Source organism: Pseudomonas chlororaphis subsp. chlororaphis (assembly GCF_003945765.1).
Taxonomy (GTDB): Bacteria; Pseudomonadota; Gammaproteobacteria; order Pseudomonadales; family Pseudomonadaceae; genus Aquipseudomonas; species Aquipseudomonas chlororaphis.
The window spans coordinates 2,901,593-2,915,750 of the sequence record NZ_CP027712.1 but is presented as its reverse complement, the minus strand read 5'-3'; the positions used below and the strand labels follow the sequence as shown (position 1 = coordinate 2,915,750).

Sequence of the window (14,158 nt, the reverse complement as noted above, 5' to 3'; positions counted from 1 at the left end):
TCGAAACTTCCGGGTTCCAGCCCTGTCAGGGAGTTGCTTTGGATGCATCTCCCAAGCGGTGGTAGGCGCGATTGAAATACACCAGGCCTTCCTGGCTTTCGCCATTACGGATACCCAGGACTTCGCAATAGAAAATTGTGTGCGATCCGACTTCATGAGCCTGGGCGATGCGGCAGTCAAAACTCACCAGTGCCTCATCGAGCAGTGGCGCCCCACTTTCCAGGGTGGTCCAGGATGCGCAGGAAAAGCGCTGCTCGGCATCGAGGTTGCGGTTGGAAAACGCCCCCGATACCTCCTGGTGCCCCGGCGTCAGGACGTTAACGCTCAGCACCCCATTACTCTTGAAATGCACATTGGAAAACGACGAGCGATTCATGCACACCAACAGTGTCGGCGGCTGGTCGGTCACGCTGCACACCGCCGAAGCGGTGAAGCCGAAACGACCCGCAGGGCCATCGGTGGTGATGATCGAAACCGCACCACCGAGCATTGCCATTGAGTTACGAAATCCCGTTGTATCGACCATGGTCTTACCCTCCGGTCTATCAGATATCCAGCACCAGCTTCTTGGATTTGGCTCGGGAACAGCACACCAGAATCTGGTCATTGGCGGATTTTTCGTCATCCGTGAGATACACGTCGCGGTGATCCGGTTCGCCTTCGATAACGTCGCACAAGCAGGTGCCGCAAACGCCCTGCTCACAGGACACTTCAATCCTGATGCCCACGGCAGCCAGTGCCTCGACAATGCTCTGGCCCTCGACCACCTGGACGGTCTTGCCACTACGCTGGGCAACCACTTCGAAGCCCGCGCCCGAGGTGTCGACTTCGACCTGGAAGTATTCGCGGTGCACATGATCGTCGGCGTAACCTGCTTCCAGGGCCTGGGCAATGATCCAGTCCATGAAGCCGGACGGTCCGCAGACATACAGGTGTACACCGGCCTGGGGGGTGCCCAGCACCCTGGACAGGTCGAGTTTCTGTTCGACGGCTTCGTCGTCGAAATGCGTGTGCAACCGGGAAGCAAACGCAGCGCTGCCCAACTCGTCGAGAAAGGCGCTGCGACTGCGCGAGCGGCCGCAATAGTGCAGTTCGAAATCGCTGCCGCGGGCATTCAATGCGTAGGCCATGGCGACCATCGGGGTAATGCCGATACCGCCACCGATCAGGATCGAGCGCCTGGCATCGCTGGCCAGCGGAAAGTGATTGCGCGGCAGGCTGATCTCGATCTCGCGCCCTTCTTGCAACCACTCATGCACCGCCACCGAACCGCCCCGCGAGGCGGGATCCTTGAGTACCCCCAAGCGATAGGCGCTGGCGTTGGCCGGATCGCCACACAGCGAATACTGACGAACCAGCCCAGCCTTGAGATGGATATCGACATGCGCGCCCGCCTCGAACGCGGGCAAGGGCTGTCCCGACGCATCGCTCAGATCCAGCACGACGACACCTTCGCCCTGCTCTTCGCGCTTGTGCACGATAACTTTCAATAATTGATCGCTCATACCGGACTGTCCCGAATTGGTTGTACGGGCGCGCACCTGGGCACGCCCTGCTGCTGTTGCAAAACGTGGCGCCAATGACCTCAGCGCATGAAGAGCCCGCCGTTCACGTCCCAGGTCGCCCCGGTGGTGAAGTAGGCGTCTTCGCTGGCCAGTTGCACGATCAGCCTGCCGATGAATGCGGCGTTGCCCAATTGCTTGACCGGAATCGCCTCTATCAGTTTTTCCAGGCGCTCGGGCGGCACGGCGGCACGTACCGCCGGCGACTCGACAGGGCCCGGGGCGATGGCGTTGACCGTGACACCGGAGGCCGCCAGCTCTTTGGCAAAGACCTTGGTCAAGGTGATGATTGCGCCCTTGGAGGCGGCGTAATGCGCGCCGGTCGCGGTGCCGCCGTTCTGCCCGGCCAGGGAGGCCATATTGATGATCCTCCCGTACCCCCGGGTCGCCAGATAGCTGCCGAACACTTGGCAGCCGACAAACGTGCCGCGCTGGTTAACGCTCACCACCCGATCGAACTCTTCCGGGCTGATCTGCATCACGGGCGTGGTCATGGTCATCGCGGCGTTGTTCACCACCACCTGCAACGCCCCCCAATGCGCGACGACAGCCGCCAGAGCGTCCTCGAAATCGACCTTGCTCGACACGTCGAGCTTGAGTGCCAGCACCCGTTCGCCAGTAGCGTCCAGCTCAGCGGCGGTGGCTTGCGCCGACTCCAGCGAGCGGTCGCTGATCACGACCCGGTAGCCGCTGTTCAGCAGTTGCTCGGCAATGCTCCTGCCCAGCCCCTGGGCCGCTCCGGTGACCAATGCAACCTGTGTCATGGCAGCGTCCTCAGAGGATGTAACCGATACCCGCGAGGGTATCGGTGGAGTTGATCAGTTGAATCAGCTTGCGCTGGATCTTGAAACTGTCACCGCTGAGCACCAGCTCGAATGTGACATCGGCGGTGTACTGCTTGAGCACATCCTTGCGGAACTCGCGCAGGTTCTGTGCGCAACGCACGGTGACCACCCCGTCTCGATCCGACAACAGGCGAAAGCGCGACTGACTGCGCACGGTGCGCGCCCGCGGGGTGGTCGAAATCGACTCGCCGCTGGTCAATCGGGCCACGCGCAACTGACGCATGTGGTGATCGTCGTAGGCGTAGTTCAGGGTGTTCTCGAAATCGGTTTCCAGCGGATCGATCGGGATGATGTAAGTCGCGTTCTCGGTCCACAGATCGAGCCATTCGACAAAATCGCCGTGATCGAGCATGTCCGCTTCCTGCCAAATGAAAGCGCTGACCTGGTTGAGCAATTGCAGATTGATCATGGTGTTCTCCATCGACTCAGGCCGACATCATCTTTTTCCACTGCTGGTAGCCAGCGCGCATGCCGGTCTCGGCACTCACATCGCTCACCCGCCCGTCTTCCGACTCCTTTTCGCCCGGCAGGCCGCGATTGAGCATGATCCACAGATCGGTGCCGGCACTGGCGCCGCGCTGTACGCGCTCCCATGCCTCGGAATCGTCCGGCGTGCCAAACCCCATCGGGCCCTGGAAGTGCTCATGCAGGCGCAGGCGATAACGGTTGGCCACGGCCGGGCCACCGTCCATGGTGATCACCGCGTGATGGATTTCGGTTTCGTCCACTGCGATGGGTTGCAGCACCCGGAAGAACGCCATGGAACAAGCGACGTTCGGGAACAGGTTGAGGTTGAAGCCCGAACCGCCTACCGCGCGTACGATACGGCGGACCGATTCCTCGTCCTGGCCTTCGGCGCGCAGTTGCGCGGCCAGATCCTCAAAGCGCGCCGGGATCGGCAAATCGAGATTGGCCTCCAGATCGACCAGGTCGGGGATCATCACCATCACGCTGTGGCCGTTGCCGAGGTCTTCGACGTAGCCCGGCCCTTTGACGAAATCGAACAGCTCCAGCGTCTGTTCATCCACGGACGACAGGAACGACTTGTGCACCAGCGGGAAGTGATAGGCATCGGTGGTGTTTTCCAGCTGGATTTTCCAGTTGCCGGGGAAGCGGAAGCGATGCTCGCCTCCCACCTTGACCGGGTAACCGGCGCCCTGCTTCATGAACAGGTCAATCCACTTCTTCGCCGGGCCGAGGAAGTCGACGAGGGGCTCGATATCATCCTTGAAGGTGGCGAAGATCATGCCGTTGTATTGCTCGACACGCAGGCCGACCAAAGGCAAGTCGGCCTTTTCCAGGCAATCGCCGTAACTTTCCGGGTGCGGCACACCACGCAGGCTGCCATCCAGGGCGTAGCTCCAGCCGTGATAAGGGCAGACGAAACTGTTGGTCTTGCCCTTCTTGTGTTCGCACACCGTTGCGCCACGATGGCGGCAGCGATTGAGCAACACATGCACGTCTTTCTTGCGGTCGCGTACGACGATTACCGGCTGCTTGCCGACGTAAGTGCTCTTGTAGCTGCCGGAATCGGGAATCTCGCTGGCATGCGCGACCCAGATCCAGGTGCTGTAGAAAATCTTGTCCAGTTCCTGCTCGAAGAGCTTGCCATCGGTGTACATCGACGTGTGAACACGGTCATGCAGAACCAGGTCGGAGGGGCTGGCGTCCAGCGTTACGGTGTTTATCAGGTTATTCACGATCACTCCTCGTCGGCAGGCGTCGCCGACTTCAAGAATTCCGGGTGTCACTCCCCGGATTGGCCAGGTACGGGCAGGTGGGCGGCGCTATTCCAGGTATCGACCGGGCGACTGAACAGGTTCTCGGTCTGAAAGTGCGCCATGCGCCACTGCCCCTGTTCCTGGGCGAACCGCACGCTGAGGCGAGCGCTGTTGAGGTGCGAGGCACCCGAGGCAAAGGTCGAGGCCTGCAACATCACCCAACTGGCATCCGCGGTCTCGCCGCTGACCCGGATCAGCTCCGAGGTCAGGAAATGCACGTTCAGCGAAAAGTGCGCAGGTTCGACCATGTAGGTCGCAAACATCGCTTTGATCGCCTCACGCCCGCGGTAACCGCCGAAGCTGTTCTGGTACCTGGCTCCCTTGCCTTCCCAGATCGCCTGCGCCGTGAACAGAGCGGCCAGCTCCTCGAGGGGGGAGCCCACGCCCAGTTCATCGCACAGGAACATGTAGCGGTTCATGCAGGCGCGAATGGCGTTCTCGCTTTCCAGCTGTTGGAGCCGCTGCTCCAGTGCGCGCAAATGCTCTTGTGATGACATGGCGACTGCTCTCGATTCAGCGCTGGATGATCAGTTCGCGACCGGTACGGGCCTCGACCTTGCAGTACTTCCAAAGTTTGTAGGGGCCATCGCCGACCTCCGTGGTGCGAAACAGATTGCAGGCGGCGTGGACGGTTTCGATGTCCGGCACATCGGCCAGCAGATACGTGGTCCAGGGCCAACCGGCGGAGGGGCCGACCATGCTCTGGTCATCGTCCATGTTGCCCAGCACAGTCACGCCAGGCAGATCGGCGATGCCGTTCCACATGACGCCGAACGCGGCCCATACCTCCAGCGCCTCGGGACGCGGAGCATCGAAGAAGTTCTGGTTGATGCCGATGCAGAACAGGACTCGCAGGGATTTTTTATCGGTCATGGGGTTCACCAATCAGTAGGGAAAATTACAGGTAGCCCGGCAGCGGCTTATTGCCGAAGAAAATCGCGCCGGCGTTCTGGTAAGTCATGTCGCCCATGAAGGCGTGCTGGGTAATGACCTGGGTGTCGTTGACGAAGCGCGACAGGGGGCTGGTACGGTACACCCCGCTCATACCCGAAAGCATTTGCGCGGTGCGCGCTACATCGGCCGAGACACGAGTGGCATGGGTCGAGGACAAGCGCAGCATATTGGTCTGCTCGACACTCACCGGATCGCCGGCCAGGACGCTGGCCCAGGCATCGTCGATCGCCTGGTAGAACCACGACCGCGCAGCGCGCAGCGCCGCTTCGGCCTTGGCCATTTCGACCTGAGCCAGCGGCCGGTCGGACAATGACGGCGCACCGGTCACGGAGATTCGGCCACTGGCCATGCCACTCAACTCGTCGAGGGCAGCGCGCGCAACGCCCAGGCCGACCACCGACAAGACCTGAGTGGCGAACGACAGGGACGGATAGCGGAAAAACGGCTCGTCAAGACTCGAAGGACCGCCGCGAACGAACGTCCACTCCTCAGGCACCACGACGCCTTCGACGACGACGTCATGGCTGCCGGTGCCGACCAGGCCGACGACGTTCCAGGTTTGCTCGATCCGCACCTTTTCCCGAGGCATCACCGCCAGCCGTGGAAGGCCGAGCATCTCGCCGTTCTTCGGGCTGATGCCCACCCCGATCAGCGACGCCCCCATGCAGCCGCTGGAAAATTTCCAGCGCCCGTTCACCTCCAGGCCACCTTCGACAAATGGCGCGGGCTGCGGTGGGAAGATCCCGCCGGCGAATACCACGTCAGGCGAGTCGGCGTAGATTTTCTGCAGGGTTTCCAGCGGTAGCGCCGCCAGATAAACCGGGCTCATGCCGAAGCTGGCGACCCAGCCGGCGGACCCATCGGCGATGGAGATGTCCTCGACCATCTGGCAAAACTCGGCCGGTGAGCGCTCGTCACCGCCGAAGCGCTTGGGCACCAGGGCACGATAGACGCCGAGCGTGCGGAACTGTTCGATGACATCCTGCGAGATGCATTTTTGCTGGTCGAATTCTTCATTCCGGGCACGCGTGCGAATCTCGACCAACAGATTCTGAAAGGCTTCATTCGCCGTGATCGGCACACGGCGCTGGTGATTCAGCTCGCTTGGCGCAGTCATGGGTTTCTCCATAGTAAGCATGACGATTTACTCTTCCAGGCGCCGGACCAGCTCGCGGGCGACTGCACACAGCAGTTCGTCCGCGCCATGGGCGGCAATGAGTTGCAGGCCTATCGGGAGCCCCGAAGCGCTTTCCAGAGGAATGCTCAGAGCCGGATGACCGGAAAGATTGAAAGCGCGCACCAGTGAGGTCATGCCCAGGGCGGCGCGAGTGTCGGCCGCATCGACGACCCGCAATGGGAAGTCGGGCATGGTCGGCATGGCCAGGATTGGGGTGATCGCCAGGGCTGCGTCCACTTCTGCGGTAAACGCGCGACGGGTGATTTCGGCTTCTTCAACGAACTTGGCCGTGGTCAGGCTGGCTGCGCGCAAACGGTCGGCGACATCGCTGCCGACCCGGCCGGTTTGCAGCAGATGACCGCACGCGGCCCAGGTTTCGGCGTTGATGATCGCCATCCCGGCGCCATACGCTGCGGACATACCAGGCAGCGTCTGCTCAAGCAGCTTGAAGTGCGAACGCCCCAGCGCCTGGTTAACCACCGCCTGGATCTGTTCGTGGACCTCCACCGCGACTACGCCGATAGCAAGATGCTCGGGCAGCGGGACGGGGGCGAACGTGGGATCGATGATGCCCATCGCTTCGATCAAGCGATCCATATCCCGCGCCAGGGGGCCTACGCAATCGAGGGTGCTGTGCGTCGGCATGACACCCTGGCGACTGATCCGGCCAAAGGTAGGCTTGAGGCCGAAAACCCCGCAGCACGCCGCGGGAATCCGTACCGAGCCCCCGGTATCGGTGCCCAGCGCGAAGTCGCAAAGCCCGCCCGCCACCGCCGCCGCCGAACCGCTGGAGGAGCCACCCGGTATATAGCCCGGGTAGCGCGGATTGGCTGCCGTGCCCGTCCAGGCGTTGAGGCCGGTAGTCCCGAAAGCCAGTTCATGCAGGCTGGTTTTGCCGGTGATCCGGCAGCCCGCACCCAGGAGCGCCCGGACCACTTGGGCATGCTCGCCGGCCGCCGGAGCATCGACCAGTGCGTTGCTTGAAGCACGGGTCGGATAGCCCGCGATATCGATGGTGTCCTTCACCATGACCGAAAGGCCATCTCCCCCTAAAGCTAAATCCTGGACAACGATCGACATGCTCTTTACCTGCTCTTTGTGTATCGCCAGAACGGATGCCCTCGGCATGAAAGCCTGGGTGAACGCTTAAATCTAAAATCATAATAATTACGTGAAATGTCAATTGAATTTTACCAAATAAAAAGATGTGTATTTTCGGTGCAGATTTTCACTTTTCGCACCAGTGACGTGCAGTTTGGTAACACCGGCATAGAGATAGGAAAAACCGGAAAACACAATATTTATCCTTATAAATCAATATGTTAATTACATATCAATAACGATTAACAACAAAACATTTGAAAAATATCGAGTTGACTCTTCCGTCAGAAAACCCAAAAACAAAAAAATAAAACCGTGAAAAAAACCACCTAAAAAACATAAAAAAACACTGATTTTTCAGTGTTCAAATTCTTGGTTTTCGGGGTCGATCAAGGCCTTTATTGATCCAGATCAAAGCCTTGCCCAGCATGGTGTGGTGCCGGTTTTATCCGTCTTCCAGATGCCCCTGTGACAGACCGCCGGAAGGCCTTGGCAGGATCGCCTCGACACTGCCCGCTCCGGGTATCGCCATGACGGGTTTGCGCCCTGCACCAAAAAATTTCTGGCATGCAACCTGCTTTTGCCCTCATCGCCTTCGATCGATAGCTCATGGTCGAGCGCCACCTCAATGGCTCGGTAACGCCCCAGGGGTGTCGCAGCAGTTCGCCCAAAAAAACAGGGCCGTACCTTGGGCCGTACTCGCACCACGTCGTGGTCGGGGCGGCTGACCATTAGCCTTTTGCCGCGTTGCAACTCTTCGGAGAAAGTCATGCTTTTCAGAAAAGCCGTGTCCACGTTGTTGTTGAGTGCCGTCTGCGCTGCCGCCCAGGCAGATGTGAAAATCGGGGTCATTACCTCCTCCACCGGGCCGATCGCACTGGTCGGGCTACCCCAGAAAAACACTATCCCCCTGCTGCCGGCCCAGGCTGGCGATCAGGCGGTGAAGTACATTTCTCTGGATGATGCGAGCGACCCGAGCGCTACGGTGAAGGCGCTGAAGAAGTTGATCGACGAAGAAAATGTCGACGCCATCATCGGCCCGAGCGGCTCGCCCAATGCCATGGGTGTGATCCAGTTCGTCGCCGAAGCTGGCGTGCCGCTGCTGGCCCCGGTTGGCACCGCCGCGGTGGTGCTGCCGATGACCGAGCAGAAGAAATGGGTATTCAAGACCACGCAGAACGATGACCTGATCGCCAAGGCGCTGTTCGAACACATGGCCAAGAAGGGCGTGAAGACACTCGGCTTCATCGGCACCGGTGACCCTTATGGCGAGAACTGGGCCAAGGTTGTGAGCGGCCTGGCGGCGCAGCACAACATCAAGGTCGTGGCCAACGAGCGCTTCCAGCGCCAGGACACGTCCGTCACCGGGCAGAGCCTGAAAATACTCGCCAGCCGTCCCGACGCGGTACTGGTCGCCGCGCCCGGCAGCTCGGCGGTGATGCCGCAGACCACACTGTTCGATCAGGGCTATCGCGGGCAGATCTACCAGACCCACGGCGCGGCACTGCCGGACTTCCTCAAGCTGGGCGGAAAAAAGGTCGAAGGCACCATTCTGGCTGCCAGCCTGATGCTCGTAATCGATGAAATCCCGGACAGCCACCCCTCGAAGAAAATCGCCAGCGACTACACCACGGCCTACGAAAAGCTCAATGGCAGCAAACCGGCGACCTTCGGCGGGAACACCTTCGACGCCGGCTTGCTGCTACAGCAGGCAATCCCGATTGCAGCCAAGAAAGGCGCACCCGGAACTCCCGAGTTTCGCGCGGCCCTGCGCGATGCACTCGAGCAAAGCCACGAACTGGCCGGCACCCAGGGTGTTTACAACATGACACCGCAAGACCACAGCGGCTTTGACGAACGCGGCCGCGAATTGATCGTGGTCAAGAACGGCACCTGGATGCTGCTGCAAGACCATTGATCGAAGCCTGGTTGCACGGCCCGCCGCACGCCCCGCTCGATTGCCGACGAGGCGATCCGCACCTGCACGCGGGCCTGATATTCAATCTGTAGACAAGAGCTCTCATTATGAATTTCCAGATAGCCATGCTGCTGGGCCAGGACGGCATGACCAACGGCGCGATCTATGCGCTGTTGGCCCTGTCGATCCTTCTGGTGTTCACCGTGACCCGGATCCTGTTGATCCCCCTGGGTGAATTCGTGACCTACGGCGCCTTGACCATGGCCACGTTGCAGAACGGCCACCCGACGGCCCTGGTCTGGCTGCTACTCGGCCTGACACTGATCGATTGCGCGCTCGACCTGTGGGGGGCGGCACGTGCGAGCCTTCGGCTTGCCGTACGCATTCTCTTCAAGCTCGGCTACGCGGGGCTGCTGGCGGTGCTGATCAACACCTTGCCATTGGCCGAGTTGCCGATGGCGGTCCAGGCACTGCTGACGCTGGCGCTGGTGGTACCATTGGGGCCGCAAATCTACCGCCTGGTGTTCCAACCGATCGCCTCGGCCAGTTCGCTGGTCCTGCTGATTGTGTCGATCGCCGTGCACGTCAGCATGACCGGTATGGCGCTATTGCTGTACGGCCCCGAAGGCGCCCGCACCAGGCCCTTCTCCGAAGCCGGGCTGGAACTCGGTCCGGTGACCTTCAATAGCCAGACCCTCTGGGTCCTGACCGTGTCCCTGGGGCTGATCGTCGGTTTGTACCTGTTCTTCGAGCGCACGCTTTATGGCAAGGCCTTGCGTGCCACCGCGATCAACCGCATGGGTGCCCGGCTGATGGGGATTTCCCCGACGCTCGCGGGCAAGTCGACCTTCCTGCTCGCCGCGCTGATCGGCACGCTTTCGGGGATCCTGATCGCGCCGATCACCACACTGTACTTCGACTCCGGTTTCGTCATCAGCCTCAAAGGTTTCGTCGGGGCGATCATTGGCGGGCTGGTCAGCTATCCGGTCGCCGCACTCGGCGCCCTGGCGGTGGGCCTGATCGAAGCCTTCTCCATGTTCTGGGCCAGCACCTATAAAGAAATCATCGTGTTCACGCTGATTATTCCGTTCCTGCTTTGGCGTTCATTCACCCGTCGTCATGTGGAGGAAGAAGAATGAATTCGCGCTACCTGTTACTTGCCTTGTTGCTGGCGGTGGGCATTGCGCCGCTGCTGTTGCCCCCCTACTACGTCACCCTGCTCAACTACATCGGCATGTACGCCATGGTGGTGCTGGGGCTGGTGCTGCTCACAGGCGTCGGCGGCATGACCAGTTTCGGCCAGGCCGCGTTCGTCGGGCTCGGTGCCTACACCTCGGCCTACCTGACCACCGCCGAACAATTGCCGGCCTGGCTGGCCTGGGCCGGAACGTCACCCTGGCTGACGCTGCTGGTGGGCGTGGTGCTCACCGCTTCGGTCGCGCTGATTCTCGGCGCGCTGACGCTCAAGCTGTCCGGGCATTACCTGCCGCTAGGGACGATTGCCTGGGGGCTTTCGCTGTACTACCTGTTCGGCACCCTGGAATCTCTGGGCGGCCATACCGGCGTCGGTGGCCTGCCGTCGATCTCGTTGTTCGGCCTGAAGCTGGACAAGGGCGAGAACATTTTCTACCTGATCTGGGCCCTGCTGTTGCTGGCGATCGTCATCACCCAGAACCTCCTCGACTCTCGCGAAGGCCGCGCCATCCGCGCCCTCAAGGGTGGCCAGGCAATGGCCGAATCGATGGGCGTCGACACCTTCCGTTCGAAGATGGTGATCTTCATCATTTCCGCGGTGTTCGCGGCGATTTCCGGCTGGCTCTATGCCCACACCCAACGCTTCGTCAATCCGACGCCATTCGGTTTGAACATGGGCATCGACTACCTGTTCATGGCCTTGATCGGCGGTGTCGGCAGCGTCTGGGGCGCCCTGCTCGGCGCGGGCATCCTGACCCTGCTCAAGCAGTGGTTGCAGGACTGGTTGCCGGCTCTGCTGGGGCATACCGGCAACTACGAAATCATCGTGTTCGGCATTCTGATCGTGGTCCTCATGCAGCGTGCGCCCGCCGGTCTCTGGCCATTGCTGGCGCGCCTGATACCGGCCCGCGCCAAGGTACGCCGCCAGGTCCACAGCACCGACGCCCCGGCTGTGCCGCTGGCACATCGGCGACGGCCTGAACATGGCGAACGAGTCCTTGAAGCGCGGCATGTGACCAAACGCTTCGGCGGGCTGGTGGCCAACAACGACATGAGCCTGGAAATCCGCTCCGGCGAAATCCTCGCGCTGATCGGCCCCAACGGCGCCGGCAAAAGCACCCTGTTCAACCAACTATCCGGTGTCGACACACCGAGCAGCGGCGATGTGCTGTTCATGGGCCAGAAGATCAATGGCCTGAATGCCCGGCAAGTGGCACGCATGGGCATGAGCCGCACCTTCCAGCACGTGAAACTGCTGGGCAACATGAGCGTGCTGGAGAACGTCGCCATTGGCGCGCATTTGCGTGGCAAGCAAGGCGTGCTGTCGGCGGCCCTGCACCTGGATCGTCGCGAGGAAGCCCGGTTGCTCGGCGAAGCCAGGCATCAACTGGAGCGCGTGGGCCTCGGCGACTACCTGTATGAAGAGGCCGGGAGCCTGGCCCTGGGCCAACAACGGATTCTGGAAGTTGCCCGCGCCTTGTGCGCCGCCCCGTACCTGCTGCTGCTCGACGAACCCGCGGCCGGCCTGCGTCTGAAAGAAAAGGAAGCCCTGGGCGTCCTGCTCAGCCGCCTGCGCAGCGAAGGCATGGCGATCCTGCTGGTCGAGCACGACATGGACTTCGTCATGGGCCTGGTCGACCGCGTGGTGGTCATGGAGTTCGGCCAGCGGATCGCCCAGGGATTGCCTGAAGACGTACAGAAGGATCCCGCGGTACTGGAAGCCTATCTGGGAGGAGCCGAATGATGAACATGCAAGTGGAACCGCACCTCACACCGCGCAACCAGGTCGACGACGCCGTGCTGGAGATCAAGGACCTGAGCGTGGCCTATGGCAAAGTCGAAGCGCTGAGCGACGCCAGCCTGACGGTGGGCAAGGGCCAGATCGTGACGGTGATTGGCCCCAATGGCGCCGGCAAGACCACCCTGCTTTCGGCAATCATGGGCGTGCTTGGCTCCCGGGGGCAGGTTCATTTCGATGGCAGCCTGGAAGCCTTGCCGGAAGTGGAAGTGATGGTCTCACGGGGCCTGGGACTGGTGCCGGAAAAACGCGAGCTGTTCACCAGCATGAGCGTGGCCGACAACTTGCTGCTCGGCGCCTTCCAGCGCCATCGCCGGGGCGACCGGCGCTACAGCGAGACGCTGGCCGAAATCTATGAGCTGTTCCCGCGTCTCTGGGAGCGCCGTGAACAACTGGCAGCGACATTGTCTGGCGGTGAACGACAAATGCTCGCCGTGGGTCGGGCACTGATGGCCAAGCCCAAGCTCCTGATGCTCGACGAACCGAGCCTGGGCCTGGCGCCGCTGATTACCCGGGAGATTTTCCGGATCATTACCGCCCTGCGCGAGCAAGGGGTATCGATTCTGCTGGTGGAGCAGAACGCGCGCGCCGCCCTGCGGGTGGCCGATTACGCCTATGTGCTGGAAACCGGCCAGATCGCCATACAGGGCCCGGCGCAGCAACTGGCCGACGATCCGCGCGTGATCGAAGCCTATCTGGGCCTGGCCAGCAAGCACCAGGAAATGCTCGCCAACTGACGGCTGCCCTGCCCCGGCGACCGAAGGGCGCCGGGCGCGTCGAGCACGGTCTTATCCGGCCTTTGAACATCTGGAGTCGCGATGAACGCTATCCCCCTACGCATCGGCATCGCCGGTGCCGGTGCTATCGGCTGCACCCTGGCAGCACGTCTGGCTGCTAGCGGCCACATGGTCAAGGTACTGGCCAGAGGAGAAACCCTGAGCGCCATCCGCCGTGACGGCATCCACCTGAACGACCTGGACGGCCACCACCATGTACGGGTCGACGCCAGCGACGACGCCGCCAGCCTCGGCGAGCAAGACCTGATTTTTCTCTGCGCCAAGGCACAAGCCCTGGCCACCCTGCTGCCGCAGTTGCAACCGATGATGACTGCCGAGACGGTGGTGATCCCGGTGGTCAACGGCGTGCCGTGGTGGTACTTCCACGGCGAGGGTGGACGCTACGCGGGGCAACAGGTGAACGCGGTCGATCCGCAGTCGATTCTCAGCCGGACCTTGGATCTGCGTCACGTGATCGGCTGCGTAGTGTTCATCACCGCACACTGCCCGGCCAGCGCCGTGGCCGAATCGCGCACCCCGCACCTGATGATTTTCGGCGAACCCGACAACCGTCTCAGCCCGCGCCTGGAGCGTGTGCGCGCACTGATTGAAAGTGTCGGAATAGAAGCGCGAGCCACCGACCGCATCCGCGACAACCTGTGGACCAAGATCATCGCCAACCTCACCTCCAACCCGCTCTCGGTGATTACCGGCGCCACCCTCGAGCAGCTTTACAGCCTGCCGGAGCTCCGCGACCTGGTCAGCAGTTGTCTGCACGAAGCCCTGCTGACGGCCGCCGCTTATGGCGCGCGCGTGAGCATCGATCCAAGGACCTTTCTCGAACTCGGCGCCGGCATGGGCGCCGTGCGCACCTCAATGCTGCAGGACTATGAGAAAGGCCGCCCTCTGGAGCTGGCCGCCATCGGCGATGCGGTGCTGGAGCTGGCCGATGGCATGGCGATCCCGATGCCCATCACTCGCCACCTCATTGCCCTGGCACGCTTTCGCGGCGAACAGGCCCGTCACTGACTCACTACAACCAGGACATCGAC

The 14,158-nt window shown here is 61.6% G+C and carries 14 protein-coding genes; 5 read left to right on the top strand and 9 right to left on the bottom strand.

The genetic code is table 11. The features are described from left to right. Positions 1–25: 25 nt before the first annotated feature. The 9 genes from C4K27_RS13500 to C4K27_RS13460 form a co-directional block, all read right to left on the bottom strand. Positions 26–526: a flavin reductase gene (locus C4K27_RS13500; RefSeq protein ID WP_007931961.1), complete on the bottom strand. Its 501-nt coding sequence runs from the start codon at positions 524–526 to the stop codon at positions 26–28. A 19-nt stretch (positions 527–545) separates the two neighbouring features. Next, positions 546–1,505 carry a PDR/VanB family oxidoreductase gene (locus tag C4K27_RS13495; protein ID WP_053260826.1) on the bottom strand — a complete coding sequence of 320 codons (960 nt, stop codon included), beginning with the start codon at positions 1,503–1,505 and terminating at the stop codon, positions 546–548. Positions 1,506–1,585: 80 nt separating this feature from the next. After that, positions 1,586–2,326, bottom strand: coding sequence for an SDR family NAD(P)-dependent oxidoreductase (locus C4K27_RS13490; protein WP_053260825.1), 741 nt, complete (start codon positions 2,324–2,326; stop codon positions 1,586–1,588). Between the two features lie 10 nt (positions 2,327–2,336). Further along, positions 2,337–2,813 (bottom strand): aromatic-ring-hydroxylating dioxygenase subunit beta, encoded by a 477-nt coding sequence (locus C4K27_RS13485; protein ID WP_037036083.1) that lies wholly within the window; start codon positions 2,811–2,813, stop codon positions 2,337–2,339. 19 nt (positions 2,814–2,832) lie between these two features. Continuing rightward, positions 2,833–4,107 (bottom strand): aromatic ring-hydroxylating oxygenase subunit alpha, encoded by a 1,275-nt coding sequence (locus C4K27_RS13480; protein WP_007931970.1) that lies wholly within the window; start codon positions 4,105–4,107, stop codon positions 2,833–2,835. 47 nt (positions 4,108–4,154) lie between these two features. Then, positions 4,155–4,685, bottom strand: coding sequence for a nuclear transport factor 2 family protein (locus C4K27_RS13475; protein WP_007931973.1), 531 nt, complete (start codon positions 4,683–4,685; stop codon positions 4,155–4,157). Between the two features lie 16 nt (positions 4,686–4,701). Beyond that, positions 4,702–5,061: a hypothetical protein gene (locus tag C4K27_RS13470; RefSeq protein WP_007931975.1), complete on the bottom strand. Its 360-nt coding sequence runs from the start codon at positions 5,059–5,061 to the stop codon at positions 4,702–4,704. Positions 5,062–5,086: 25 nt separating this feature from the next. Further along, on the bottom strand, positions 5,087–6,259 hold the full coding sequence (locus C4K27_RS13465) for an acyl-CoA dehydrogenase family protein (protein ID WP_007931976.1): 1,173 nt from the start codon (positions 6,257–6,259) through the stop codon (positions 5,087–5,089). 27 nt (positions 6,260–6,286) lie between these two features. After that, positions 6,287–7,399: an amidase gene (locus C4K27_RS13460; protein ID WP_037036061.1), complete on the bottom strand. Its 1,113-nt coding sequence runs from the start codon at positions 7,397–7,399 to the stop codon at positions 6,287–6,289. Positions 7,400–8,189: 790 nt separating this feature from the next. Here C4K27_RS13460 and C4K27_RS13455 point away from each other — a divergent pair. From C4K27_RS13455 to C4K27_RS13435, 5 genes are all read left to right on the top strand, one after another. Continuing rightward, entirely contained in the window at positions 8,190–9,338 is a 1,149-nt protein-coding gene (locus tag C4K27_RS13455) for an ABC transporter substrate-binding protein (RefSeq protein ID WP_053260824.1), read from the top strand. A gap of 107 nt (positions 9,339–9,445) precedes the next feature. Next, a complete protein-coding gene (locus tag C4K27_RS13450) occupies positions 9,446–10,477 on the top strand; it encodes a branched-chain amino acid ABC transporter permease (RefSeq protein WP_007931981.1) in 1,032 nt (343 codons plus the stop codon). Continuing rightward, entirely contained in the window at positions 10,474–12,276 is a 1,803-nt protein-coding gene (locus tag C4K27_RS13445; RefSeq protein WP_007931983.1) for a branched-chain amino acid ABC transporter ATP-binding protein/permease, read from the top strand. Before C4K27_RS13450 ends, C4K27_RS13445 begins: the two co-directional genes overlap by 4 nt. Further along, positions 12,273–13,067, top strand: a complete 795-nt coding sequence (locus tag C4K27_RS13440) for an ABC transporter ATP-binding protein (RefSeq protein ID WP_172963059.1) — start codon at positions 12,273–12,275, stop codon at positions 13,065–13,067. The genes C4K27_RS13445 and C4K27_RS13440 overlap by 4 nt, the downstream gene beginning before the upstream one ends. Before the next feature lie 81 nt (positions 13,068–13,148). Beyond that, positions 13,149–14,135, top strand: coding sequence for a ketopantoate reductase family protein (locus tag C4K27_RS13435; RefSeq protein ID WP_007931987.1), 987 nt, complete (start codon positions 13,149–13,151; stop codon positions 14,133–14,135). Positions 14,136–14,158: the final 23 nt, after the last annotated feature.

Excerpts from the sequence above, each read along its gene's own strand:
- C4K27_RS13450 (WP_007931981.1), top strand. The coding sequence starts at position 9,446 with ATGAATTTCCAGATAGCCATGCTGCTGGGCCAGGACGGCATGACCAAC.
- C4K27_RS13465 (WP_007931976.1), bottom strand. The coding sequence starts at position 6,259 with ATGACTGCGCCAAGCGAGCTGAATCACCAGCGCCGTGTGCCGATCACG.
- C4K27_RS13440 (WP_172963059.1), top strand. The coding sequence starts at position 12,273 with ATGATGAACATGCAAGTGGAACCGCACCTCACACCGCGCAACCAGGTC.
- C4K27_RS13500 (WP_007931961.1), bottom strand. The coding sequence starts at position 526 with ATGGTCGATACAACGGGATTTCGTAACTCAATGGCAATGCTCGGTGGT.
- C4K27_RS13490 (WP_053260825.1), bottom strand. The coding sequence starts at position 2,326 with ATGACACAGGTTGCATTGGTCACCGGAGCGGCCCAGGGGCTGGGCAGG.
- C4K27_RS13495 (WP_053260826.1), bottom strand. The coding sequence starts at position 1,505 with ATGAGCGATCAATTATTGAAAGTTATCGTGCACAAGCGCGAAGAGCAG.
- C4K27_RS13435 (WP_007931987.1), top strand. The coding sequence starts at position 13,149 with ATGAACGCTATCCCCCTACGCATCGGCATCGCCGGTGCCGGTGCTATC.
- C4K27_RS13470 (WP_007931975.1), bottom strand. The coding sequence starts at position 5,061 with ATGACCGATAAAAAATCCCTGCGAGTCCTGTTCTGCATCGGCATCAAC.
- C4K27_RS13455 (WP_053260824.1), top strand. The coding sequence starts at position 8,190 with ATGCTTTTCAGAAAAGCCGTGTCCACGTTGTTGTTGAGTGCCGTCTGC.
- C4K27_RS13445 (WP_007931983.1), top strand. The coding sequence starts at position 10,474 with ATGAATTCGCGCTACCTGTTACTTGCCTTGTTGCTGGCGGTGGGCATT.
- C4K27_RS13475 (WP_007931973.1), bottom strand. The coding sequence starts at position 4,685 with ATGTCATCACAAGAGCATTTGCGCGCACTGGAGCAGCGGCTCCAACAG.
- C4K27_RS13460 (WP_037036061.1), bottom strand. The coding sequence starts at position 7,399 with ATGTCGATCGTTGTCCAGGATTTAGCTTTAGGGGGAGATGGCCTTTCG.